The 24288-nt window shown below is 65.6% G+C and carries 27 protein-coding genes; 18 read left to right on the top strand and 9 right to left on the bottom strand.

Annotated features, from left to right (window positions below; all coding sequences use genetic code 11):
- Positions 1 to 2: 2 nt before the first annotated feature.
- The 3 genes from CR105_RS28335 to epsA all read left to right on the top strand — a co-directional run bounded on the left by CR105_RS28335 (position 3) and on the right by epsA (position 2521).
- Positions 3 to 647: an NF038129 family PEP-CTERM protein gene (locus tag CR105_RS28335; protein WP_180288179.1), complete on the top strand. Its 645-nt coding sequence runs from the start codon at positions 3 to 5 to the stop codon at positions 645 to 647.
- A 278-nt stretch (positions 648 to 925) separates the two neighbouring features.
- Positions 926 to 1648: a winged helix-turn-helix domain-containing protein gene (locus CR105_RS12700; protein ID WP_099788822.1), complete on the top strand. Its 723-nt coding sequence runs from the start codon at positions 926 to 928 to the stop codon at positions 1646 to 1648.
- Positions 1649 to 1660: 12 nt separating this feature from the next.
- The gene (gene epsA / locus CR105_RS12695) at positions 1661 to 2521 is read left to right on the top strand and encodes an XrtB/PEP-CTERM-associated transcriptional regulator EpsA (protein ID WP_099788821.1); all 861 of its coding nucleotides are present in this window, start codon (positions 1661 to 1663) and stop codon (positions 2519 to 2521) included.
- On the opposite strand, the gene CR105_RS12690 is transcribed toward epsA, so the two are convergent.
- Entirely contained in the window at positions 2481 to 2807 is a 327-nt protein-coding gene (locus tag CR105_RS12690; RefSeq protein WP_131021751.1) for a hypothetical protein, read from the bottom strand. The genes epsA and CR105_RS12690 overlap by 41 nt on opposite strands.
- 338 nt (positions 2808 to 3145) lie before the next feature.
- On the opposite strand from CR105_RS12690, the gene CR105_RS12685 reads away from it, so the two are divergent.
- Entirely contained in the window at positions 3146 to 3562 is a 417-nt protein-coding gene (locus tag CR105_RS12685) for a hypothetical protein (protein WP_099788819.1), read from the top strand.
- A gap of 524 nt (positions 3563 to 4086) precedes the next feature.
- Here the strand turns inward: CR105_RS12685 and CR105_RS12680 are convergent.
- The 6 genes from CR105_RS12680 to CR105_RS12655 form a co-directional block, all read right to left on the bottom strand.
- Positions 4087 to 5601, bottom strand: coding sequence for a PA domain-containing protein (locus tag CR105_RS12680; RefSeq protein WP_099788818.1), 1515 nt, complete (start codon positions 5599 to 5601; stop codon positions 4087 to 4089).
- A gap of 5 nt (positions 5602 to 5606) precedes the next feature.
- Positions 5607 to 6023 (bottom strand): post-PEP-CTERM-1 domain-containing protein, encoded by a 417-nt coding sequence (locus CR105_RS12675; protein ID WP_099788817.1) that lies wholly within the window; start codon positions 6021 to 6023, stop codon positions 5607 to 5609.
- Positions 6024 to 6052: 29 nt separating this feature from the next.
- Positions 6053 to 6652, bottom strand: a complete 600-nt coding sequence (locus CR105_RS12670; protein WP_229413920.1) for a choice-of-anchor J family PEP-CTERM protein — start codon at positions 6650 to 6652, stop codon at positions 6053 to 6055.
- 478 nt (positions 6653 to 7130) lie between these two features.
- Positions 7131 to 7325, bottom strand: coding sequence for a hypothetical protein (locus CR105_RS12665; RefSeq protein ID WP_099788815.1), 195 nt, complete (start codon positions 7323 to 7325; stop codon positions 7131 to 7133).
- A 29-nt stretch (positions 7326 to 7354) separates the two neighbouring features.
- Positions 7355 to 7609 carry a hypothetical protein gene (locus CR105_RS12660; protein WP_099788814.1) on the bottom strand — a complete coding sequence of 85 codons (255 nt, stop codon included), beginning with the start codon at positions 7607 to 7609 and terminating at the stop codon, positions 7355 to 7357.
- A 24-nt stretch (positions 7610 to 7633) separates the two neighbouring features.
- Positions 7634 to 8134 (bottom strand): hypothetical protein, encoded by a 501-nt coding sequence (locus tag CR105_RS12655; protein WP_099788813.1) that lies wholly within the window; start codon positions 8132 to 8134, stop codon positions 7634 to 7636.
- A gap of 314 nt (positions 8135 to 8448) precedes the next feature.
- On the opposite strand from CR105_RS12655, the gene gspG reads away from it, so the two are divergent.
- Genes gspG through CR105_RS12600 form a run of 11 tightly spaced genes read left to right on the top strand, consistent with a single transcriptional unit; the run spans position 8449 to position 17648 of the window.
- Positions 8449 to 8889 carry a type II secretion system major pseudopilin GspG gene (gene gspG / locus CR105_RS12650; RefSeq protein ID WP_099788812.1) on the top strand — a complete coding sequence of 147 codons (441 nt, stop codon included), beginning with the start codon at positions 8449 to 8451 and terminating at the stop codon, positions 8887 to 8889.
- 14 nt (positions 8890 to 8903) lie between these two features.
- Positions 8904 to 10079, top strand: coding sequence for a type II secretion system F family protein (locus tag CR105_RS12645; RefSeq protein WP_099788811.1), 1176 nt, complete (start codon positions 8904 to 8906; stop codon positions 10077 to 10079).
- Entirely contained in the window at positions 10076 to 11785 is a 1710-nt protein-coding gene (locus CR105_RS12640) for a GspE/PulE family protein (RefSeq protein ID WP_099788810.1), read from the top strand. Before CR105_RS12645 ends, CR105_RS12640 begins: the two co-directional genes overlap by 4 nt.
- The gene (locus CR105_RS12635) at positions 11778 to 12581 is read left to right on the top strand and encodes a hypothetical protein (protein ID WP_099788809.1); all 804 of its coding nucleotides are present in this window, start codon (positions 11778 to 11780) and stop codon (positions 12579 to 12581) included. Before CR105_RS12640 ends, CR105_RS12635 begins: the two co-directional genes overlap by 8 nt.
- The gene (locus CR105_RS12630; protein WP_099788808.1) at positions 12578 to 13126 is read left to right on the top strand and encodes a PilN domain-containing protein; all 549 of its coding nucleotides are present in this window, start codon (positions 12578 to 12580) and stop codon (positions 13124 to 13126) included. Before CR105_RS12635 ends, CR105_RS12630 begins: the two co-directional genes overlap by 4 nt.
- Entirely contained in the window at positions 13123 to 13707 is a 585-nt protein-coding gene (locus CR105_RS12625; RefSeq protein ID WP_099788807.1) for a hypothetical protein, read from the top strand. Before CR105_RS12630 ends, CR105_RS12625 begins: the two co-directional genes overlap by 4 nt.
- A complete protein-coding gene (locus tag CR105_RS12620) occupies positions 13704 to 14219 on the top strand; it encodes a hypothetical protein (protein ID WP_099788806.1) in 516 nt (171 codons plus the stop codon). Before CR105_RS12625 ends, CR105_RS12620 begins: the two co-directional genes overlap by 4 nt.
- Positions 14219 to 16126, top strand: a complete 1908-nt coding sequence (locus CR105_RS12615) for a secretin GspD/PilQ domain-containing protein (RefSeq protein ID WP_099788805.1) — start codon at positions 14219 to 14221, stop codon at positions 16124 to 16126. Before CR105_RS12620 ends, CR105_RS12615 begins: the two co-directional genes overlap by 1 nt.
- A 4-nt stretch (positions 16127 to 16130) precedes the next feature.
- Positions 16131 to 16595 (top strand): type II secretion system protein, encoded by a 465-nt coding sequence (locus CR105_RS12610; RefSeq protein WP_099788804.1) that lies wholly within the window; start codon positions 16131 to 16133, stop codon positions 16593 to 16595.
- Positions 16589 to 16966 (top strand): type II secretion system protein, encoded by a 378-nt coding sequence (locus tag CR105_RS12605; RefSeq protein ID WP_099788803.1) that lies wholly within the window; start codon positions 16589 to 16591, stop codon positions 16964 to 16966. The genes CR105_RS12610 and CR105_RS12605 overlap by 7 nt, the downstream gene beginning before the upstream one ends.
- Positions 16967 to 16970: 4 nt before the next feature.
- Positions 16971 to 17648 carry a type II secretion system protein gene (locus tag CR105_RS12600; RefSeq protein WP_099788802.1) on the top strand — a complete coding sequence of 226 codons (678 nt, stop codon included), beginning with the start codon at positions 16971 to 16973 and terminating at the stop codon, positions 17646 to 17648.
- Between the two features lie 7 nt (positions 17649 to 17655).
- On the opposite strand, the gene murJ is transcribed toward CR105_RS12600, so the two are convergent.
- A complete protein-coding gene (gene murJ, locus CR105_RS12595) occupies positions 17656 to 19212 on the bottom strand; it encodes a murein biosynthesis integral membrane protein MurJ (protein ID WP_099788801.1) in 1557 nt (518 codons plus the stop codon).
- Between the two features lie 241 nt (positions 19213 to 19453).
- Here murJ and rpsT point away from each other — a divergent pair, with 241 nt between their 5' ends.
- Positions 19454 to 19717, top strand: a complete 264-nt coding sequence (gene rpsT / locus CR105_RS12590; RefSeq protein ID WP_099788800.1) for a 30S ribosomal protein S20 — start codon at positions 19454 to 19456, stop codon at positions 19715 to 19717.
- 120 nt (positions 19718 to 19837) lie between these two features.
- Here the strand turns inward: rpsT and CR105_RS12585 are convergent, their stop codons facing one another.
- Complete coding sequence (locus CR105_RS12585; RefSeq protein ID WP_099788799.1) at positions 19838 to 20401, bottom strand: pseudouridine synthase; 564 nt, start codon at positions 20399 to 20401, stop codon at positions 19838 to 19840.
- A gap of 168 nt (positions 20402 to 20569) precedes the next feature.
- Between CR105_RS12585 and CR105_RS12580 the strand changes: the two genes are divergently transcribed.
- Positions 20570 to 22801 carry an NADP-dependent isocitrate dehydrogenase gene (locus tag CR105_RS12580; RefSeq protein WP_099788798.1) on the top strand — a complete coding sequence of 744 codons (2232 nt, stop codon included), beginning with the start codon at positions 20570 to 20572 and terminating at the stop codon, positions 22799 to 22801.
- 164 nt (positions 22802 to 22965) lie between these two features.
- On the top strand, positions 22966 to 24219 hold the full coding sequence (gene icd, locus CR105_RS12575; RefSeq protein WP_099788797.1) for an NADP-dependent isocitrate dehydrogenase: 1254 nt from the start codon (positions 22966 to 22968) through the stop codon (positions 24217 to 24219).
- Positions 24220 to 24288 lie beyond the last annotated feature (69 nt).

Here is a 24288-nt window from a genome sequence, read left to right as displayed (position 1 = left end):
CAATGACCACCGCTAAAACTTTCATCAGCAAATGCCTGCTTGCAATCGCTCTTGCCGGCACTGCACTGGGCGCCATCGCTGGCCCGACCAGCTTTCGCGTTGACGTCAACACGACGACTCTGACCGGCAACGGCTTCCTGAGCCTGGCATTCTCGAACCTCGGCGCCGCCGGGCCAGTGACCGCCCAGGTAAGTAATGTCACCGGTTTGGTCACCGGATCATCGACCACCGGTAACGTCGACGCCGTCTCGCCTGGAGTTTTCGCCATCGGCAATGGTCCGGGCCCCGACAATTTCCTCGACTTGGAGGCGACGTTTGGCGGCATGTTCAGCTTCGACGTCACGTTCACCGGCGCTTTCATGGATGAGGTCGGGATCGACACCAGCAACTTGTTCGTTTATTTGTTCGACTCGAACTTCAACAGTCTTGCTGGCGACGCCAACTTTGGCGTGGCAAATTTCCTTGTCCAGCCAGGCGTGGGCATCGTCACGAGCGCCCAATTTCCAGCCTTTGCCACCATCACCGCAATCGACGCAACGGCCGTTCCTGAGCCGTCATCGATGCTGATGATGATGACCGGCCTCGGCTTGGTCGGCTTCACCGCCCGCCGCCGCAAGTCGCGCGCCGAGGAAGCCGCTACGGCCTAAGCGCCCGCGCGGGCCACGTGCCCGCCTCACTAAAGACACATGTGCTCGGAAACGACACATGTGTCTTTTTTTTGCCCGGTTTAAATCCGGCCGAACAGCGTTGCTGAACAGCTCGCCCCCAATGGGGACGGCCGCTACGCCACTATTTATTTGGCAAAGCTCTGAATGGCCAAACAAAATCGTATTGTCAAAGGAAGCAGTCCTGGTGCATAGTGAATTATTGTTGTTGAAACACACACAGTATTGTCAGTAAATATACATTTGCCAAGGTTTGCGTTATGTCAGCATACATCCTCGTCGTCGAAGCCGAGCCCGCCATCCAGCAGCTGATCGGGTTGAATCTCAACCGCGCCGGCCACCGGGTGACGTGCGTGCCGGACGCCGAGGCCGCGCTCGAGTCGCTCGAAGACGCGCTGCCCGAAATGGTGCTGCTCGAATGGGACCTCGCCGGCCAGAACGGCATCGCGCTGATCCGCCGGCTGCGCGCCCATCCGCGCGCGCGCGATGTGCCGATCATCATGGTGTCGGCGCGCGGCGGCGAGCAGGACAAGGTGCTGGCGCTCGAATCGGGCGCCGACGACTACATCACCAAGCCGTTCAGCCCGCGCGAAATGATTGCCCGCATCCACGCCTTGCTGCGCCGGCGCGCGCCGCATGCGGCCGTCGACACGGTGCAGATGGCCGGCCTGCGGCTCGATCCGAGCACGCACCGCGTCACTGCGGGCGCCCAGCAGCTGACCCTCGGCCGCGTCGAGTTCAGGCTGCTCAACTTCCTGATGCATCATCCTGAGCGCGTGCACACCCGCTCCCAGCTGCTCGACAAGGTATGGGGCTGCGACGCCTTTCTCGGCGAGCGCACCGTCGACGCCCACGTCGGCCGCCTGCGCAGCGCCTTGCAGGCCAGCGGTCACCAGGAGCACATCGAAACGGTGCGCGGCAGCGGCTACCGCTTCGTCGCGTGGGACGCGCGCGTCAAGCTGGGCTGGCAAAGCGCCGCCTGAGCCTGAGCCAGCTTGGAACCGGTCGTCATCCTCAGCAAGTTCGAGCAGGAATACCTGCTGCGGGCGATCGAAGCGTCGGTGCAGGTGCGCGACCTGCGCCAGTTCTATCTGTGGACCCAGGGACAATTGCAGGCCTTGCTGCCGCACCAGTTAATGCTGTGCATGCAGTTCGACGGCGCCGACGCGCTGGTGCGGCTCGAATGCCTGCACGCCGGCGTGCTGGGGGAGGCGGTGCAGCGCCAGTTGTGCGATCCGGCCGACGGCCTGGCGCTGCGGCTGGCGCGCCATTGCCGCGCCAGCGACCGGCTGCCGGCGCTGACCGGCGGCGGGCGCCGCGCCGGCGACGCCACGCTCGAGCTGTTCCGCCGCGAGCTGCAGCTGGCCGGCTTCGACAACCTGGTCGTGCATGGCAGCGGCCGGTTGGCGGGCGCGGCCACGTTGTTTGCGCTGTGCGGCTGGAAAGCGGCGCCCTCAACGCGGCATGCGTATTTCCTCGCGTTGCTGCTGCCGCATCTGCACATGGCGCTGCTGCGGCTGTCGGAGTCGGGCGTGCGCGCCGCCGCGCTGGACGCGGCCGACACCATCGCCCGCCCGCTGAGCGCGCGTGAAACGGAGATTCTGGGCTGGGTGAGGGAAGGCAAGAGCAACTACGAAGTGGGCTGCATTCTGGGCATCAGCGCATTGACGGTGAAGAACCACCTGCAGCGCATCTACCGCACCTTGGGAGTGAGTAACCGCACTCACGCTTTGTCGCGCTGCATGTCGCTGCACTTGTTCGAGCAGTCGGCGGGCGGCGCGGCCTTGTCGGCCAGCGGCACCGCCGAGCGCCGTGTTACAACGCCTGGGCGGGCGCGGCGGGCGCCGACTCGCTAGCGGCGGCCACTTCAGTCAGCGGCTCGGTCGCCACGGTCGGCTCGACCGCTTCTTCCTGCTGCGGCTGCTGCACCGCGCCGAAGCGGTACTGTTCGGCCAAGCCATCGATGATGCGCGGCTGGTTGCAGCCTTCCGCTTCGCAGTCGGCCACCGGGGCTGGGCTATGAGCAACCACCGAGGCGGTGCTGGTGAAGCCTGCTTGCTCCGGGGGCACACTGCCGCCGCATGCAGTCAGCAGGGACAGCGCGGCAAAGGCAAACAATGATTGAAAGGCAAAAGATGTCATGGTTGGTCTCTTCAAGCTCGTCCTTAATGGAGAACAATTGTATTGAAGAATTTTTCCATGCGCCAATCCTTTTTTTGGAAGTAAGGAAAAAAAGCGAGATGTTGAACAGGAATTGTCGACGGGATGCGCGACGTTCTGTACAGGTTGTAGGATTTAGCCTACGTGAAAATTTTGAACACTGATTTGTAACAGTTTCCCCATAACAACAGAACCCAGTGGCGAGACAATCATTGGCCCGCCGGTTGTTCGGCACGATCGTGTGCCACCGATCAGTTCGTCGGAGCTGCGCCAATTGAATCGCGCTTGACCCCGCTCCCACGTCACGCGATGATGTGCCGATGAAACAACTTTCCCTGATCCTGCTGCTGGCCTGCGCGGCATGCAAAGCTGGTGGCCCGGCGCCGTCGTCCACCGTGCCCGCCGTCCTCGCTGCTGTCGCGCCGGCCGCGGCGAACGATCTGCCGGCGCAGATGCGCGCGCAGATCGGCAATGCTGCCTGCACCGATTCGGCGCAATGCAAGACAGTCCCGCTTGGCGCGCGCGCCTGCGGCGGACCGGAGGGCTACCTGGCGTATTCGGCCGCGAAGACGCCGGCCGCGCCGCTGCTGGCGCTGGCCGAGCGGTACGCGCAGCAGCGCAGCGCCGAGCAGGCCGCTGCCGGCATGGCGTCCACCTGCCAGATGGCGGTCGATCCCGGCGCCGTGTGCCAGGCCGGCGCCTGCCAGTTGGGCACCGGGCAGCCGGGCGCGACGTGAAAACGCCGCTGCCAGCGCTGATCGTTCTGCTCGTGTGTTCGGCCTGCAATGCAGCGCGCCCTGGCGCCCCGTCTGCGCCTGTCACGCCGGCGCAAACGCCGCTTGCGCAGATCCATGCAATGGTCGGTGCTGCTGCCTGCACTGAATCGGCGCAATGCACGACACTGGCGATCGGCGCGAGCGCCTGCGGTGGACCGGACCGCTACCTGGCTTATTCAAGCGCGACCGCCGCCGCGGGGCCGTTGCGGGCGCTCGCGATGCGTCACGCTCAGCAACGTAGTGCCGAACTGATGGATCCAGCCAAAGCGTCGCCGTGTCAATTCATTGTCGATCCTGGCGCGCAGTGCCGTGCCGGCACGTGTGTACTGCGCGCCGCTCCAGCGCCCGCCAAACCGCGCCTGCGTCCGCTCCCTGAGGCTTGACGACGTAACGCCACGGTGAGGCGATCGCTGTGCCTGAACGTGGCGCAGTCCAAAAAAAAGCTGCCCGATCACTCAGGCAGCTTTTTTCGCGACAGTGCGCGATTACCAGCCGAGATCCTTCAGCAAAGGCACAGTGAGGTCTTTCGGCGCGGTCAGGATGATGCCCAGGTCAGAGCTGATATTTGGCTCCATCAGCAGGTTGGGCGACGCGCTGACGTCCCAGTGCGATACCGACGAGCCGCCGATCAGCGGGTTCGGCGTGTACAGCAGCGGGCGGCCTTGGGCGTCGGCGCCGGCGATGCGGCTGGTGTCAACCGACCACGTCGCCGTCACGCTGCCAGGCGCGCTGCGCGAACCATATGGCCGCGCCGCGATCACTGCCGCTTTGAGCTTGTCGCCGTCGGCCATCGTGATGCCGGCCGACGGGATCGAGATGGTCGCGTCGGCACCGCCCGGATTGAGCGCACCGGCCGCATTGTTGGCGAGCAGCACGCCGATCGCGCCGGCGTCTTGCGCGTTCTTGACCTTGATGGCAAAGGTGCAGCCGCCGCGGCTGATGACCGGCACCTTGCCGGCAACCGCTGCGATATTGGCGGCGTTGAAAGGGGCGCATGCCGGACCGAGGCTGCCAGCCTGATCGGCAATCACGGCCAATCTGCCGAGCGCCGACGGCGTCGTGATCGCCGCTCCGAATGGCGACGGGTTGTACTGATACAGGCCCGACGCGCCCGGCGCCGGCGTGGCGATGGCGAGTGCCGGCTGCGCTTTCAGCAGGCCCTGGGCCGCCGCTACATTTGGCCCGATCCAGGCCAGTTGCAGCGGATTGATCGCCGATGCCTTGCGTTCCGCGCTGGTCATGGTCAGCCAGGTCTTCTTGGCCGTGTTGTCGTACATGAAGCGTTCCCAGATGCTCGGCAAGCCGGTCGTGGTATAGGCAGTATATTCGGCATTGATGCGCAGACCGCTTGAGGTGTTCACCGACAACACCGAAAAGCCCAGGCCGTGCCCCAGTTCATGCAGCAACGTTGCGACGAAGTTGACTTGGGCGCCCGCCTTGCCGTCGAAGCCGAGATAAAATCCGCTGCCGCTGAGGCAATCGGGATTGCCAAGGTTGATATTGAATTGGGTCTTGATATCGACGTTGCCATAACCTGAGCCATCGTCAGGGGTATCGGCGCTCAGGTTGACGCCGGCAAGCTTGTTGGCCAGTGCTTGCGGGTACCAGGTGCCCGGCGCGCCGCCGGGAAAATCGTGCCATAAGTTAAAGGCGCTGGCGCTGCCGAGGGTTGCGCTGTTGGCGGTGCAGGGGAGCGCTTCCCATCCGGCGCTGACGTTGATGTCGACCGGGCTTTGCAAGTTCTGTTCCCAGATGTCGGCCACGTAGCGGTAAACGTTGTAGCGCTGCGCGCCGAGCGTGGTGCCCGGGTTGCCGCCGACCGGCGCAACGGGGGTCGTGTCGTTGAACCCGAAGCCTACCGGATCGCGGCTGCTGATAATGATAGTGGCTTTGGCTGGCGCGACGACGACAGATGTCACCGCCTGCGCGCTGAGGCAGACGAGCGCGCCGGCCGCAGCGACCAGGGTCCGCTTGAGCGACAAGGAATTAATTTTACGCATAGGGGTCACTCCGTTTCGGTCTTGAGGGCGGTGCTCGGGCGGGCGGCGGCGTCGTTCACGTCAGCGCATGCGGTGTCGGCGGCGCATTCCGGTTTGCTCGCGGCTACCGACAGCACTTCAAACTCGTCGGACACGCGGGCGCCGCGGGCGCCACTGCGGTGGTATTTCTGCAGCGCAGGACGCGGTGCAGCGCGGAAATTGCGCGCCTTGGCGGCCCGCGCTTGCTGCATGACCGCGAACTCCTCTGGGGTCGGCGGACGCAGCTTGCCGGTCTCTGCATCGCGCACGACCGTCAAGTGGTCGTCGTGTTGCGCTGTGATCGGCTCTGCGTGGGTGTCGCCGGCAACGGCCTGGGTCGGCATCGCGATCGCGCCCAACAGCGCGAAGCTGATGCCGGCGGCGGTCAAGATTTTCTTGCTCATAAAGTTCTCCTGGAGGCGGATAGCGGGGGTCAGTGTTGCTTGCGGCGGTAGGCGGCGATCAGGCCCAGCAGGCCGATGCCGATCATCAAGCTGCTCGAAGGCTCCGGCACGGCGATCGTCAGGGTATCGACGCCGACGTAGTTGGCGCTGTCGGCGGCGCCGCTGTAACGGATCGCGAACCGGCCCATCGTATCGGCGCCGGTGGCCGCGAAGTTGTAGTCGAAGCGCATCCAGTCGCCGCTGACGGTGAATTCTGGCATCAGCGTGAAGTCGGCGGCGTTGGTGCCACCGGTGCTGCCGCCGAACGACAGGGTATCGCTAAAGCCTGCTAACAGTTCGGCTCTGGCGAAAAACGAGATGTTGGCCGAATACCGGGTCGAAAACTCTGGCGTAATGATCCAGTTGTCGATCGAGCCGCCCGGTGCGGCGTTGTTAAAGTTGGCGGCGATATACGTGTCGGGCGCGCCGGCCTGCGCGGTGAGGATGTTCTGGTCACCCTGGAACCAGTTCGTGGCCCCCATCGGCGTGCTAATATTTCTTAGAATGAATCCCTTGGTGACCAGCCCGGCCACACTATCGAAACTTTCGACAGTGATTGAGCCGGCTTGGGCGGTGGCTGCGATACCCATCAGTGCAAGGGCGCAAAGCGTTTTCTTCATCATTGCTATAGGACTCCGTAGAAGGTGGGGAAGTTACCGTCGAAAAATTATCCACGCCCGGTGCATCAATTTTGTCGATTTGACACTTTACGTGTTCGGTTGCTAATTACTATATCAACAGAAACAATTCTTGTGAGGAAAATATTAACGTGCAAAATTCATATTTCTCACCAAAACTGGCGATTTCATTCGGATTTGGCTATCAGAGCTGCTCGTAAGGTTGCATCGCTGTATGTTGTTTTTGAACACGGGAATGTTTTATGAGTGTTGACAAGATGCAAAAACCGGATCCGCAATCGATTGCTTTTCCGGTTGGTCGGCGAAAAATACTATGGTGAGGGCGCTGTGGCGGCCTCTGCGCGCGAGTTGCTGGCCACCGAGGGGGGCAGTGCAGAGTCGTGGGCGGCGTGCCCGCATGCCGTGCGCGAGCAGGTCAACATCGATGCGCTCAGTGAGCGCCCGCCAGCAGGCCGAGGCGCCTGATTGGGTTGCCGAACGTCAGGCGCCGCACCCGCGCCGGCGCCCCGCTTAGCCCCGCTGGCGGGCGCCGCAGTTGTAGCCGCGCGGCGCGATGCGAGGCCAGGCTGAACAGCATTGCCAGCATGGCGAACGCGAATGGTCGGGAATGGGTGCGCAGGTTCATGGCGTCGGTTCCTGAGGTGGGGGAGGGCGCTACCTGGCGCGGTGGCGCGCCAGCAGCGTGATGCCGGCCCGGCCAGCCATCAGCATCGTCAGCGCGCCCTGCTCTGGCACCGCCGTCAGCTGCACGTTGTCGATCGCGAACTGGGCCTGGTTCTGCGTCGTCATGTGGTCGAATACGCAGGCGCCGCTGCCGACGTACAGGCAGGCGTCGATGCGCAGGCCGGTCAGCGCGGCGGCGTTGAAGGCGCCGAGCACGAACTGGTCGAACTGGACGGCGCCGCCCACCTGGCCGGGAAAATCGTTGCTGACCTACAGCGTGCCGCCGCCCGCCAGGGTGCCGGTGAGCGACAGCTGGACCGGGCCGGACTCCGTTAGACCGATGAAGGCGAACCTGACAGCGTCCACCGTGAACGCGAGATGATCGTTGCGCGACAGAGCGAGCGCACCGTCGTTCAGGCCCGCAAAGTACCTGCTGTCGTGGGCCGGGCGGGCGGCCAGCAGGCAGCCGAACGGGTCGCCGCCGTCGATGCGCGCGCCGACCAGGCCGTGGTCATGCGCCGCGGCGGTGGCGCTGTTACGCACTTGCACCCTGAAGCCGGCCCGGTAGCACGCGTCGTAGCTGTTGTGCACGGTGTCGCCGGGCGCCAGCGTCCCACTGACGACGTTGGTGACGGACTCGAAATCGAGGGTGACGGGCGTGCCGGCACGCGCTGCGCCGAGGCATAGGGCGCTGGCGACGCCGGCAGCGAGGAGGTGGCGGGCGATGGCGTGCGCACGGTTGCGCCTGGCGCGGTTCGGTTGGCGATTCATCTCTTGCGCTTCGTGTGGGCGGGGGGATTTGCCGGACGGTATGCCTTCGGGTGGTCGGCGCCGCGTTACCGAGTGTCACCGAAAATAGTAGGAGTGGCAATATGCTCGTCAATACTTCAATCGATAAAGCTTGATTTTTTCGTCACCGATCAGGCGATTTTTCTAGACAAACTAGCGCTGTTGCCGGCGGGCCGGTATCGATAAAGAAGAGTTGTCGAAGTTGCGAACGGCATGGTAGCCTTGCACGCCAAAATCGCGCTTTGCCCACCGGGCGGGGCTGCTCGCACCAATGCAGCGCAACAGGAGTCGGTCTGATGTATTTTGCAATCAAACAGGGCGGATTGCGTCGCCGGCATGTCAACGGCTTCACGCTGCTCGAGCTGCTCGTCGTCATCGTCATCATCGGCCTGCTGGCCGCCTACGTCGGTCCGAAATATTTTTCGCAGCTGGGCAAATCCGAAGTGACGATCGCGAAGGCGCAGATCGGCGCCTTCGAAAAGTCGCTCGACACCTACCGGCTCGACGTCGGCCGCTATCCGAATACCGAAGAAGGCCTCGCCGCGCTGCTGACGGCGCCGGCCAGCGGCGCGGCCAAGTGGAACGGTCCGTACCTGAAGAAGGCCTTGCCGCCCGATCCGTGGGGCCACCCGTTCCAGTACCGCGCGCCGGGCGCGAAAGGCGAATACGAGATCCTCTCGCTAGGCCGCGACGGCCAGCCTGGCGGCAGCGGCGACGCCGCCGACATCACCAACTAGGACGGGCCCAGAACATGCAGTACGAGGTGCGCGCTCTGTCGCCCGACGCCGTGGTCGAACAGTTGAGCATCGATGCGCTCGACGAGGCCGACGCCCGCCGCCAGGTCGAGGCGCGCGGCCTGTTCGTCTCCAAGGTCAAGCGCCGCGGCGGCGCCCGCACCAGGGGCGGCATCTCGCTGGTGCTGTTTAGCCAGGAGCTGCTGGCGCTGCTGTCGGCGGGCCTCGGCGTCGTCGAAGCGCTCGAGGCGCTGCTGGAGAAGGAAGCCAATCCGGCGCTGGCCAACGTGCTCGGACGCCTGCTCGCCGGCCTGCGCGAAGGCAAGCGCTTTTCCAGCGTGCTCGCCGAGCAGGCCGACCGCTTCCCGCCGCTGTACATCGGCATCGTCAAGGCCGCCGAAGGCACCAGCGACCTGCCACGTTCGCTGGCGCGCTACATCGACTACCAGCAGCGCATCGACACGGTGCGCGCAAAGATCGTCAGCGCCGCCATTTATCCGATGATCCTGCTGGCCGTCGGCGGCGCCGTCAGCGGCTTTTTGATTACCTACGTGGTGCCGAAATTCGCCGAGGTCTACCAGGGCGCCGGGCGCGACCTGCCGTTCATGTCGCGCCTGATGCTGTCGTGGGGGCAGTTCGCCGCCAACCACACCGGCCTGCTGCTGGCCGGCGTCGGCGCCCTTGCCGCGCTGGTGTTCTTCGGCGTGCGCCACATGCTCGCCCGCGGCGGCGTCGCCGGCCTGCTGGCGCGCCTGCCCGGCCTGCGCGAGCGGGTCCGCATCTATGAACTCTCGCGCCTGTACCTGACGCTTGGCATGCTCAGCGAAGGCGGCATCCCGATCGTCCATGCGATCGACACGGTGCAGTCGATGGTCTCGCCCGCCGTGCGCGCCGGCCTGCGGCAGGCGCGCCTCGAGATCGAATCGGGCCTGCCGTTGTCGAGCGCGTTTGCCGCCAATGGCCTGACCACGCCGATCTCGCTGCGTATGCTGCGCGTCGGCGAGCGCACCGGCGACATGGGGCCGATGCTGACCCAGTCGGCCGCCTTCTACGACGGCGAAATCAGCCGCTGGATCGACCGCTTCACGCGCACCTTCGAGCCGCTGCTGATGGCGGCCATCGGGCTGGTGGTGGGCGCCATCGTGGTGCTGCTGTACATGCCGATTTTCGACCTGGCCGGAGACATGTCGTGAACGCGCCGCTCACGGCAACGGCGCCGCTGGCGCCGCTCGACCCGGCCTTGCTGGCGCGCTGCCGCGCCCGCAGCGCGGCCTCGCAGCGTTCGCTGGTCGACGAGATCGAAGCCGAAACCGGCGCCGACCCGCGCCAGCTGGTGCGCGCGCTGGCCGCGCCGCTCGGCCTGGCGGTGGCCGAAACGGCCGACATGCTGGCCTTCACGCCGGCGTTCGACCTGCTGCCGCTGTCCGAAGCGCTGGCGCGCCGCTGCGTGCTGCTGCGTAGTCCCACGCGCGAACTGATCGGCGTGCTGTCCGACCCGTTTGACCTCGACCTGCAGACCTGGCTGGGCGCGCGCGCCCGCGCCACCGCCCAGCAGCCGCTGCAAACCCGCCTGGCGCTGGCCTCCGACATCCAGGCCTACCTCGGCAAGCACGAGGAGTCGGCGCGCGCGGTCGACAGCCTGTCGCCCGGCGTGCTTGACGCCAAGCGCGACGGCAAGGCCACCGCGGTGCTGTCGTTCGCGTCCGTCAGCGAAGCGGCCAGTCCGGCGGTCCGGCTGGTCAACTCGACCCTGTACGACGCCTTGAAAGCCGGCGCCTCCGACATCCACCTCGAGAGCACCGCCGGCGGCCTGGCCGTCAAGTACCGCATCGACGGCGTGCTCGATCACGCCACCGCGGTGAACGGCATCGAAGTGGCCGAGCAGGTCATCTCGCGCCTGAAGGTGCTGGCCGAACTCGACATCTCCGAGCGCCGCATTCCGCAGGACGGCAGCTTCCGCGTCGAGTCGGGCGGGCGCGAGATCGACCTGCGCGTGTCGATCATGCCGAGCATTCACGGCGAGGACGCGGTCATCCGTATCCTCGACAAGCGCGCCATGATCGAAGCCTACGGCGCCCTCACGCTGGAAGCGCTCGGCTTCGACGCCGCCTCGCTGGTGTCGCTGCGTAGTCTGGCGCAGGAAGCCTACGGCATGCTGCTGGTAACCGGCCCGACCGGCTCCGGCAAGACCACCACCTTGTATGCGGCGCTGACCGAAATTAACAACGGCCGCGAGAAGATCATCACCATCGAAGACCCGGTCGAATACCAGCTGCCCGGCATCCTGCAGATCCCGGTCAACGAGAAGAAGGGACTGACGTTCGCCAAGGGCCTGCGCTCGATCCTGCGGCACGACCCGGACAAGATCATGGTCGGCGAAATCCGCGACCGCGAGACCGCCGAAATCGCTGTGCAGTCGGCGCTGACCGGCCACCTGGTGCTCACCACCGTGCACGCCAATAACGTGTTCGACGTGTTCGGCCGCTTCACCCACATGGGCATCGACCCGTACGCCTTCGTCTCGGCGCTCAACGGCATCTGGGCCCAGCGGCTGGTGCGCACCAACTGCCCGCACTGCGCCACCGCGTATCGGCCCGACGACGCCGAACTGGCCGCCGTCAACCTGGCCCGCGTCGACGTCCAGGACTGGCTGTTCATGCAGGGCAAAGGCTGCGGCGACTGCCGCGGCACCGGCTACAAGGGGCGCCGCTCGATCGCCGAAATCCTCACCCTCAACGACGAAATCCGCGAGATGATCGTCGACAAGCAGCCGATCCGCAAAATCAAGGCGGCCGCCTACGACAACGGCACCCGCAGCCTGCGCCTGGCCGCGCTCGACCTGGTCAAGCGCGGCGCCACCACGCTGACCGAAATCAAGCGGGTGACCTTGCATGCGTAGCGGCTTTGGCAAAGCGCTGCGCCTGGGCGTCGCAGCGGGCGGCATCGCGCTGGTAAAAACGACCCGCTGGGGCGGCGCGCCGGCCGATCTGCTGGCCGAACACGCGCTCGAACCGGGGGCGCTCGAGCATGCCGACAGCGTGCGCGCGGCGCTCGCCGCCGTGTTCGAAGGCCACGCCGGCTGGCCGCTGACGATCGTGCTCGCCGACGACCTGGTGCGGCTGTGGCAAGTCACGCCGCCGGCCAACACCACCCGCCTCGCCGACCTCGAAGCGGCAGCCGCGCTGCGCTTCCAGCGCCTGTATGGCGAGCCGGCCGCCGGCTGGACCATCCAGGCCGGCTGGGACCCGGTGCGCCCCTTCCTCGCCGCGGCGCTGCCGCGCGCGTTGCTCGGCGCGCTGGGGCAGGGCGCCGCGCTGCAACGCCTGGACACTGTGGAAATTGTGCCGCAGTTCGTCGCCGTGCTCAATCGCTACGCCGGCGCGCTGCGTGCCGGCGCCTGGTTCGGCGTCGTCCACGACGGCGTGCTCACGCTCGGCGCCGTCGAAGCGGGCGGCCACGCCATTGGCGCCGTGCGCGCCGCCGCGCTGCCCGACGGCGCCGACCCCGCCTGGCTCGCCGCGCACGTCGGACGCGAAGCGCTGCGCATGAACATGGCGGCGCCGCAGCGGCTGCAGTTGTGGGGCAGCGTGCCGCCGGCCTGGCTGGAAGCGGGCGCCTGCACCCGGCTTGGCGCCGCCGCGCCGGGCGGCTGGTCGGCAAGCGCGCGCCTGGCCGCCAGCGGGAGCGCCGCATGAAGCGCGTGCGCATCGATTTCGCGCCACCGAGCCTGGCGCGCACGCTGCATCGCACCGGCGTTCTGGCGTGGAGCCTGGCGCTGCTGGCGCTGCTGCTGTGCGCAGGCGCCGGCTTCATCGGCTGGCAGACGATGGCGCGCCAGCGTGCGCTCGACACGCAGTTGGCGCTGGTGCGCGCGCAGTCGGCCGGGCCGGTGGTGGTCGTTGCCGCCGCGCCGCCGCTGCCGCCAATCGGCGCGCCGCAGGCAGCGGCCCTCAACGCCGCCGTCATGCAGCTGAACCTGCCGTGGCGCGCGCTGCGCGACGCCGTCGCCGACGCCACGCCGAAGGGCGTCGCCTTGCTGGCGCTGGAACCCGATCCGCGCCGGCGCAGCATGAAGATCACCGCCGAAGCGAAAACCAGCGACGAGATGATCGGCTACATCGAGCGGCTCAAGCGGCAGGAACTGTTTTCTGGCGTCGCGCTGCTGCGCCACGAGATCAACGAGCTCGATCCGAACAAACCGATCCGCTTCCAGATCGACGCCCAGTGGAGCGCCCGATGAACGCCGCAACTGTCCTTTCCAGTATGTACCTGCGCATGCGTCTCGCCCTTGCCGCGCTGGGACCGGTGGCCGTCGTCGCCATCGTGCTGTGCCTGGCCGCCGCGCTGTCGCTGGCCTGGCTGCTGCCGGCGCGCGCGCTGCAAGGCGAGCGACAGGCCGCCGCGTTGAAGCAGGCGATGACGCCGGCGCCGCTGCGCGTCGCGCTGCCGTCGGCGGCGCCGGCCAGCGCCGACCATAACCTGGCGCTGTTCTACGACACGCTGGGCGAGCGCCGCTATGCCGAACAGCAGGTCAGGACGCTGTTCGCGCTGGCGCAGAAGACCGGACTGGTGCTCAGCCAGGGCGAGTACAAGAGCGCATACGACCAGAACGGCCGCTTCCATACCTACCAAGTCAACCTGCCGGTCAAGGGCAGCTACGGCGCCATCTGGCAGTTCGGCATGCAGGCGCTGCGCGCGATCCCGTTTGCCTCGCTCGACGAAATCAGTTTTCGGCGCGATACCATCGGCGCGCCGGCCGTCGAAGCGCGCGTGCGCCTGACCTTGTACCTGGCCGACCAGGCGCCGGGAGCGCCGCGATGACGCCGCGCCACATGCTGATGGGAGCCGCACTGGTCGTCGCCGCCGGCTTTGCCATCTTCGGCGACAAGACCCCCGGCGGCGAAGTGGTCGAGCCGGTGGTGCGCGCGCCGGCGGCGTCCACCGCCCCCGCGCGCGTCGTCGCCGCCGCGCCGAAAGATGCCACCGCCCCGGCCATCCTGCGCTTGCTGCCGCGTGACGAGCTGATCGCCGCCGGCGACGGCGCCGACGCTTTCGGCAGCCGTGACTGGACGCCGCCGCCACCGCCGCCGCAACCGGCGCCGCCGCCACCGCCGCCCACCGCGCCGCCGCTGCCGTTCACCTTCGTCGGCAAAGCCGTCGAAAAGGGCGAATGGGAAGTGTTCCTCGCGCGCGGCGCCGAGACTTTGATCGTGCGGAACAAGACCGTGATCGACGGCGTGTACCGGGTCGACGCCATCGCGCCGCCGGGCATGACGTTCACCTACCTGCCGATGAATCAGGTTCAACAGCTTAATATTGGAGTACGCGACTGATGGCTCACCATCTTATTGGCACCCGCCGCCGGCGCGCGATGCGCCTGCTGGCCCTCGGTTGCGTCACGCTGACGCTGGCCGGCTGCGCCGCGCAGATGGCTTACCGCGACGGCGAAAAGCTGGTTGCCGACGGCCAGGTCGAAGCGGGCCTGGTGAAGTACCGCGAGGCGGTCGCCGCCGAACCTGGCAACGCGCGCTACAAGAACGCCTTCCTGCAGGCGCGCGACCGCAACACCACGCGCCTGGTCGAACAGGCCGAGCGCGAGCTGGCCAACGGCCAGGCCGCGCCGGCGCTGCAAAACTACCAGCGCGCGCTGGCGCTCGATCCGGCCCACGAGCGCGCCCGCGCCGGCCTGCGCCTGGTCGAAGCCGATGCCCGCCACGCCGTGCTGCTGGCCGACGCCGCCGCCGCCTTCGACAAGAAGGACTACGAGCTGGCGCGCCAGAAAACCGCGGCGATCCTGTCCGAGCGGCCGAACCACGAAGCGGCGCGCCTGCTGGCCGCGCAGGTGACCGAGAAGACCGCGGCGCCGGCCGCCGAAGCCGGGCTGTCGGCCGCCTACAAGCTGCCGCTCAATATCGAGTTTCGCGACGCCTCGCTCAAGCAGGTGTTCGAGGTCGTCTCGCGCCGCTCGGGCCTGAACTTCCTGTTCGATAAAGACGTCAAGACCGACCAGCGCACCTCGATCTTCCTGAAGAACAGCACCGTCGAAGCGGCCATCTACTATCTGTTGGTCAGCAACCAGCTCGAGCAGCAGGTCATGGACGGCAACACCATCCTGGTCTACCCGAACAACGCGGTCAAGCTGAAGGAATACCAGGAGATGACGGTCAAGACCTTCTTCCTGGCCAATGCCGACGCCAAGGTCGTCGCCAATACCCTCAAGACGATCCTCAAGTCGCGCGACGTCGTCGTCGACGAGAAGCTGAACCTGGTGATCCTGCGCGACAGCCCGGAAGCGGTGCGCCTGGCCAGCCGCCTGGTCGCGCTGCAGGACGTCGCCGAGCCGGAAGTCATGCTCGACGTCGAGATCCTCGAGATCAAGCGCAGCCGCCTGATGGACCTCGGCATCTCGTGGCCGTCGAGCCTGGGCTTCGCGCCACTGCAAACGGCCGCCGGCGGCGCGCTGACGATCGACGCGCTGCGCGACCTCAACTCCGGCAACATCGGCGTCACCGGCGTGTCGCTCGTCGCCAACGCCAACAAGACCGACGGCGACTCCAACACGCTGGCCAACCCGCGCATCCGCGTGCGCAACCGCGAAAAGGCCAAGGTCGTCATCGGCGACAAGGTCCCCAACATCACCAGCATCATCACGGCCGGCGCCAGCGGCGGCATCGCTTCCGAGTCGATCAACTACATCGATGTCGGCCTGACCCTGAACGTCGAGCCGACCATCTACCTCAACAACGAAGTGGCGATCCGCATTTCGCTCGAGGTGTCGAACCTGGTCGACTCGGTCACCACCAAGTCGGGCTCGGTGGCGTACCGCATCGGCACCCGTTCGGCCGCCACCATGCTGCAGCTGAAAGACGGCGAGAACCAGGTGCTCGCTGGCCTGATCAATAATGAAGACCGTACCAGCGGCAGCAAGGTGCCCGGTTTTGGCAGCCTGCCGATCCTCGGTCGCCTGTTCGGCAGCACGCGCGATTCGACCGACAAGACCGAGATCGTGTTGTCGATCACGCCTCACCTGGTGCGCAACATCCAGCGTCCGGCGCAGGGCGCGTCGGAATTTTCGGCCGGCACCGAGACCAGTTTTCGCCGCCGTCCCGACACCAACGTCCGCGCGCCGGTCGTGATGCCGGCCACCGTCACGGTCACGCCGGCCGCTCCTTCGCCGGCCAATACTGGCGTCATCGTCACGCCGCTGCCGGCGGCGCCGCCGGCGCCGCCGGTGCAATAGCGCGATGCGCGGCTTCACGCTGATCGAGCTGCTCGTCACGCTGGCGATCCTGGCGCTGCTCGGCACCATCGTCGCGCCGGCCGCGCAGGTAACCTTGCAGCGCCGCCACGAGCAGGAGCTGCGCCAGTCGCTGCGCGAGATCCGCGCCGGCATCGACGCCTACAAGAAGGCCAGCGACGAGGGCCGCATCGCCAAGGGCGCCGGCGCCACCGGCTACCCGCCGAAACTGGACCTGCTGGTCGACGGCGTGCCTGACCTGCGCAGCCCGAAGGCGCAGAAAATTTTCTTCCTGCGCCGCCTGCCGCGCGATCCCTTCAATGCCGAACCGGGCGTGCCGCACTCGCAATCGTGGGGCAAGCGCAGCTACGCCAGCGAAGCGGCCGATCCGCGCGAAGGCGACGACGTCTACGACGTCTATTCAACCTCGGAGCGGACCGGCCTGAACGGCGTGCCGTACCGCAAATGGTGACGCGCCGGCGCGGCTTCACCCTGATCGAGCTGCTGGTGGTGCTCGGCATTGTCGCGCTGCTGCTGACGCTCGCGGTGCCGCGCTTTTTCCCGAGCATCGACAGCGCCAGGGAGACCATCCTGGCCGACAACCTGCGCAACACGCGCGCCGTGATCGACCAGTTCTACAGCGACACCGGGCGCTATCCCGATTCGCTCGAACAGCTGGTGGAGAAAAAATACCTGCGCGCGCTGCCGCTCGACCCGGTCGCCGAGAGCACGGTCAGCTGGATCGTGGTGCCGCCGGAAGACGACAGCCTGGGCGCCGTCTACACCATCAAGAGCGGGGCGCCCGGCAACGACCGCAGCGGCAAGCCGTATCTCGACTGGTAGCCGGATGGCGCGGCGCACACCTTCGCGGCACCATGGCGGCTTCACCTACCTCGGCCTGATCGTGCTCGTCACCGTCATCGGCCTGGTCGGCGCGGCCACGCTGAAGATCGATTCGCTGATGCGCCGCGCCGCCGCCGAAGAAGAACTGCTCGACATCGGCGCCGCCTTCAGCAACGCGCTCGACAGCTACGCCGCCGCCACGCCGCAGGGCCAGCCGCTGCATCCGCCCAGCTTGAACGAGTTGCTCAAGGATCCGCGCACGCCCGGCGTGCGCCGCCACCTGCGCAAGATCTTCGTCGACCCCGTCACCGGCTCGGCCGAGTGGGGCATCGTCTACCGGGCCGGCCAGGTCGGCGTGGTGGCGGTGCACAGCCTGTCGAAGGCGCCGCCGCTCAAGATCGGCAACTTCGCCGCGCGCTTTGTCGGCTTCGAGAACAAGCAGCATCTGTCGGACTGGAAGTTCACCGCCGGCGCGGTCGTGCCGTCGCTGCCGGCCACGTCGCCGCAGTTGGCCGCGCCCGAGCCCGAGGTGGTCACGCCGGTGGCGGCGCCTGTCGCCGAGCAGCCGGTGATGCAGGAAGTCGTGCCGCCGCCGCCAGCCGAGCCGGCGGCCGAACCGGAAGAACAAGACGAGGAGCCGGCCGAAGCGGGCAAGCCGCCGGTGCGCAAGGACGAAAGGTAAGGCTGGCCTAGCGCGCGCGCCGCTTGAAGTCGGCCAGTCGGAAACCGAGCACGAACAGCACGCCGAAGTAGCTGATGGCGCACACGCCGATGATGGCGAACAGCGCGCCGGCGCGCAGCCACGGCTGCGCCTGCATTGCGGCCCAGTCGAGCCGCTCCTGCGCGTACCAGGCCATCGCGCCCATCACGCACACGGCCACCACCAGCTTGGCGAAGAACGCCGGCCAGCCGGCCTGCGGCACGAAGATGTCGCGTCGGCGCAGGACGATATACAGCAGCAGCGCGTTAAAGCAGGCGCCCACGCCGATCGACAGCGCCAGGCCGGCCACCTGCATGTTCAACTGCCAGACGAACAGGTAGTTCATGATCTGGGTGGCGACCAGCACTACCAGCGCGATGCGCACCGGCGTGCGGATGTCCTGGCGCGCATAGAACGCCGGCGCCAGCGTCTTGACCAGGATGATGCCGACCAGGCCGGCACTGTAGGCCATCAGCGGCAGCGCCGCGGCGTGGATCGTCGCGGCGGTGAATTTTCCATAGTGGAACAGCGTGGCGATCAGCGGCTCGGCCAGCGCGGCCATGCCGACCGCCGCCGGCAGCGCCAGCAGGAACGTCAGCCGCAGGCCCCAGTTCAGCAGCGCCGAATACTCCTCGGGGTTCTCGTCGGTATTCGCTTTCGCCAGGTTCGGCAGCAAGATGGTGCCGAGCGCGACGCCGAGCATGGCGGTAGGGAACTCCATCAGGCGGTCGGCGTATTGCAGGGCCGACACGCTGCCGGTGGCCAGGCGGGTGGCGATGCTGGTGTTGATCAGCAGGCTGATCTGGGCGGCCGACACGGCGAACACGGCCGGGCCCATCTTCTTGAGGATGCGCCGCACGCCGGGGTCGCGCAGGGCGGCGAACGGGTTGATGCCGATGCGCGGCAGCATGCCGATCTTCATCAGGGCCGGAATCTGGATGCCCACTTGCAGCAGGCCGCCGACGCACACCGCGATCGCCATCGCGTAGATCGGCGTCGCCATGTAATTGACCAGCACCAGCGCGGCGAAGATCGAGCACAGGTTCAGCAGCACAGGGGTGAAGGCCGGGATCTTGAACTGGCTCCAGGTATTCAGGATGCCGCCCGACAGCGCGACAAACGACATGCACGCTATATAAGGGAACATCAGGCGCGTCATCCACACGCCGGCCTCGAAGGCGTCGGGCTGCTCGGTCAGCGTGCCGCCCAGCCACATCAGAATGAACGGCGTGGTGGCGATGCCGGCCAGCGCCACCGCCACCGTCGCCCACAGCAGCACCGTGGCGGCATGGTCGACCAGCGTCTTGGTATCGGCCTCGCCATGCTTGTTCTTGTATTCCGACAGGATCGGCACGAACGCCTGCGAGAAGGCGCCCTCGGCAAACAGGCGGCGCAGCAGGTTCGGCAAACGGAAGGCGACGATGAAGGCGTCGGTGAACGCCGAGGCGCCAAAAGCGCGGGCAAACAGGCTCTCGCGCAGCAAGCCGGTGACTCGGGACAGCATGGTCATGCTGGAAATGGCGGCGAGGGTTCTGAGCAAGTTCATGGCGCGAGATTATAGCCCGTCAACAGCGGCCCAAGCGCCTACGCCCAACAAATGTTGATTTTTGAATTGCCGGGGACGGATTAATTCGCTATAATCGAAGGCTGTACAGAATTCTGTTACGCAGACACACTTGTTTGACAGGCACTGGTTTGACAGCAAGGTCGTTCAGAAAGTATGGACTTACCGGTTTGCCAGACGCTTGTGTTTGCAAACGCAACTTGACCCCGATTTAGGAAATTCCATGGCAAATACCGCACAAGCGCGCAAACGCGCTCGTCAAGCAGTTAAGCAGAACGCACACAACTCGTCGCAGCGTTCGACCCTGCGTACAGCAATCAAGGCTGTGCGTAAAGCGATCCAGGCTGGCGACAAGGCAGCTGCTACGACGATCTTCCAGGCATCGGTCTCGAAGATCGACAGCATCGCCGACAAGAAAATCATCCACAAGAACAAGGCTGCTCGTCATAAGAGCCGCCTGGCTGCTGCCCTGAAAGCGCTGGCTTAATTGCCGCGTTAGCAGCCGCTACGGCGGCTGCGCCAGGATAGTACCTGTGGTTAAAAAACCCGCCTGACTCCGGTCCGGCGGGTTTTTTGCGCTTGCCCCGCAACATCAAACTCTGGAAATTTAGATTTTCTTCAGGTCGCCGGCCGGCACTTCTACCGATTCGCCCGGCATCAAGGGATGCGTCGCCAGCGAAAACGGCCCGATCGAACTGCGCACCAGCCGCAGGGTAGGGTAGCCGACCGCCGCCGTCATCCGCCGCACCTGGCGATTCTTGCCTTCCTGCAGAGTGATCGCGATCCAGCTGGTCGGCTTCTCGAGCCGCACGCGGATTGGCGGCTTGCGCGGCCATAGCCACTCCGGCTCGGCAATCTTGACGGCGCGGCAAGGCTTGGTGACGAAGTCGCCCAGGTCGAGCGGCGCCTGCAGCCGCGCCAGCGCAGCGGCGTCGACATCGCCGTCGACCTGCACCAGGTAGGTCTTCGCTTCCTTGTGATCCGGATGCGCAATGCTGTGCTGCAGGCGGCCGTCGTCGGTCAGCAGCATCAGGCCTTCGCTGTCGGCGTCCAGGCGGCCGGCCGGATAAATGCCCGGCGTGGCGATGTAATCGGCGAGCGACTCGCGCCCCTCCTGCGGCGTAAACTGGCACAGCACATTAAACGGCTTGTTAAATAGAATCAGGGGCATAGGCGATTGGTCTGGCTGAAAGCCAATTGTTAGTGTCGTAAACCGTAGCGCCTAGTAAAATACTGGTGCATAATGTGAAACGTGGCTCTTATGTCTTATAGAAGACCTATAGCGCTTGCACCCATAATTGTAACCAGTTTCCGATTCCAGACCTCCGAGGATAAGCGCATGAGCAGTGATCAGACCATCATTTACACCTTGACCGACGAGGCGCCGCTGCTGGCAACCCACGCCTTCCTGCCAGTCGTCACCACGTTTGCCAAGGCCGCCGGCATTACCGTCGAGAGCAGCGACATCTCCGTCGCCGCCCGTATCCTCGGCGCGTTTCCCGAGCGCCTCAAGCCCGAGCAGCGCGTGCCGGACGCGCTGTCCGAACTGGGCAAGCTGACCCTGACGCCGCAAGCGAACATCATCAAGCTGCCCAACATCAGCGCTTCCGTGTCGCAGCTGGAAACGGCCATCGAGGAACTGCAGGCCAAAGGCTACGACATTCCGAACTACCCGGCCGCGCCGAAGACCGACGAAGAAAAAGAGATCAAGGCCCGCTACGGCAAATGCATCGGTTCGGCGGTAAACCCGGTTCTGCGTGAAGGCAACTCGGACCGCCGCGCCCCACGCGCGGTCAAGGAATACGCCCGCAAGAATCCGCACTCGATGGGCGAATGGTCGGCGGCCTCGCGCACCCACGTCTCGCACATGACCGAGGGCGACTTCTACCACGGCGAAAAGTCGATGACCCTGGAAGCGGCGCGCGACGTCAAGATGGAACTGATCACCAAGAGCGGCGAAACCGTCGTGCTGAAACAGAAAGTGTCGCTGCTGCAAGGCGAGATCATCGATTCGATGTTCATGAGCCGCGAGGCGCTGCTGGACTTCTACGAGAAGCAGATCGAGGACGCCAAGAAAACCGGCGTGATGTTCTCGCTGCACGTCAAGGCGACCATGATGAAGGTGTCGCACCCGATCGTGTTCGGCCACTGCGTGCGCATGTTCTACAAGGAAGCGTTCGAAAAGCACGGCGCGCTGCTCGACAGCCTGGGCGTAAACGTCAACAACGGCATGGCCGACCTGTACAACAAGATCGCCGACCTGCCGGTGTCGCAGCGCGATGAAATTATCCGCGACATCCACGCCTGCCAGGAAAACCGTCCGGCGCTGGCGATGGTCGATTCGGCCAAGGGCATCACCAACTTCCATTCGCCCAACGACGTCATCGTTGACGCGTCGATGCCGGCCATGATCCGCGCCGGCGGCAAGATGTACGGCGCCGACGGCCGCCTGAAGGAAGTCAAGGCAGTCATCCCGGAGAGCACCTTTGCCCGCATCTACCAGGAGATCCTCAACTTCTGCAAATGGCACGGCGCCTTCGATCCGAAGACCATGGGCACGGTGCCGAACGTCGGCCTGATGGCCCAGCAGGCCGAAGAATACGGCTCGCACGACAAGACCTTCGAGATTCCGGAAGACGGCGTGGCCAACATCACCGACCTCGCAACGGGCGAAGTGCTGCTCTCCCAAAACGTCGAGCAGGGCGATATCTGGCGCATGTGCCAGGTCAAGGACGCGCCGATCCGCGACTGGGTCAAGCTGGCCGTCACGCGCGCGCGCAACTCCGGCATGCCGGCGGTGTTCTGGCTCGATCCGTACCGTCCGCACGAGAACGAGCTGATCAAGAAAGTGCGCACTTATCTGAAAGAGCACGATACGAGCGGCCTCGACATCCAGATCATGTCGCAAGTGCGCGCCATGCGCTACACGCTCGAGCGCCTGATCCGCGGCCTCGACACGATTTCCGTCACCGGCAACATTCTGCGCGACTACCTGACCGACCTGTTCCCGATCCTGGAACTGGGCACCAGCGCCAAGATGCTGTCGGTCGTCCCGCTGATGGCCGGCGGCGGCATGTACGAAACCGGCGCGGGCGGTTCGGCGCCGAAGCACGTGCAGCAGCTGGTGGAAGAAAACCACCTGCGCTGGGATTCGCTTGGCGAATTCCTGGCGCTGGCGGTGTCGTTCGAAGACCTCGGCATCAAGACCGGCAACGCCAAGGCCAAGATCCTCGCCGCCACGCTCGACGACGCCACCGGCATGCTGCTCGACAACCGCAAGTCGCCGTCGCCGAAAACCGGCGAACTCGACAACCGCGGCAGCCAGTTCTACCTGTCGATGTACTGGGCCCAGGAACTGGCCAGGCAGACCGACGACGCCGAACTGGCAGCGCACTTCGCGCCGCTGGCCAGATCGCTGGCCGACAACGAAGCGAAGATCGTCGCCGAGTTGCTGGCAGTGCAGGGCAAGCCGGTCGACGTCGGCGGCTACTACAAGCTCGACGAAGCCAAGGTGTCGGCCGCGATGCGTCCTAGCGCAACGTTCAACAACGCCATCGCAACGCTGGCGTAATCGCAGCTTGCAAGCTTGCACAAAAACCCGCGCGGCCATTTGGCCGAGCGGGTTTTTTTTACGTCTTCAGCGCTCGAAAAGTCGTTTTCACTTTTGAGTGGCATAATCTTGACTCTTATGCACGACCGGCAGTCGCAGCAAACGTCCAATAGGGAGACCAAAAAATGTACCAACACATCACCATCCCGGCCGAGGGCCAGAAAATCGGCGTCAACGCCGACATGTCGCTCTCAGTGCCGGATAATCCGATCATTCCCTTCATCGAAGGCGACGGCACCGGCCTCGACATCACGCCGGTCATGATCAAGGTCGTCGACGCCGCGGTCGCCAAGGCCTACGGCGGCACGCGCAAGATCAGCTGGATGGAAGTGTTCGCCGGCGAAAAGTCGACTTCCGTGTACGGCCCCGACGTGTGGCTGCCGGAAGAAACGCTCGACGCCGTCAAGGACTACGTCGTCTCGATCAAGGGTCCGCTGACGACACCCGTCGGCGGCGGCATCCGCTCGCTCAACGTGGCGCTGCGCCAGCAGCTCGACCTGTACGTCTGCCTGCGCCCGGTGCGCTATTTTGCCGGCGTGCCGTCGCCGCTGAAGCAGCCCGAGAAGACCGACATGGTCATCTTCCGCGAAAACTCGGAAGACATCTACGCCGGCATCGAGTGGCAGCAAGGCTCCGAAGGGGCGAAGAAAGTCATCGACTTCCTGGTCAAGGAAATGGGCGTCAACAAGATCCGCTTCCCGGAAACGTCGGGCATCGGCATCAAGCCGGTCTCGATCGAAGGCACCGAGCGCCTGGTGCGCAAGGCGATCCAGTACACCATCGACAACGACAAGGCATCGTTGACGATCGTCCACAAGGGCAACATCATGAAGTACACCGAGGGCGGCTTCCGCGACTGGGCGTACGCACTGGCGCAGAAGGAATTCGGCGCCGAGCTGATCGATGGCGGCCCGTGGATGAAGCTCAAGAACCCGAAGACCGGCCGCGACATCATCGTCAAGGATTCGATCGCCGACGCCTTCCTGCAGCAGATCCTGCTGCGCCCGAACGAGTACAGCGTCATCGCGACCTTGAACCTGAACGGCGACTACATCTCCGACGCGCTCGCCGCCCAGGTCGGCGGCATCGGCATCGCCCCGGGCGCCAACATGTCCGACTCGGTGGCCATGTTCGAGGCGACCCACGGCACCGCGCCTAAATACGCCGGCAAGGATTACGTCAATCCCGGCTCGCTGATCCTGTCGGCCGAAATGATGCTGCGCCACATGGGCTGGGTCGAAGCTGCCGACCTGATCATCTCGTCGATGCAAAAATCGATCGCCTCGAAGCGCGTCACCTACGATTTCGCGCGCCTGATGGAAGACGCGACCCAGGTGTCGTGTTCCGGCTTCGGCGACGTGATGGTCGAAAACATGTAGCACCGGCCGTCGGCTGCCAGCTCAGCGACGCGACCGCGGCGGCCCCGTTTCCACCTGGATGCGGGGCTT

This window comes from Massilia eurypsychrophila, assembly GCF_002760655.1.
GTDB lineage: Bacteria > Pseudomonadota > Gammaproteobacteria > Burkholderiales > Burkholderiaceae_D > JAFCUW01.
This window is presented reverse-complemented; position numbering and strand designations above follow the sequence as displayed.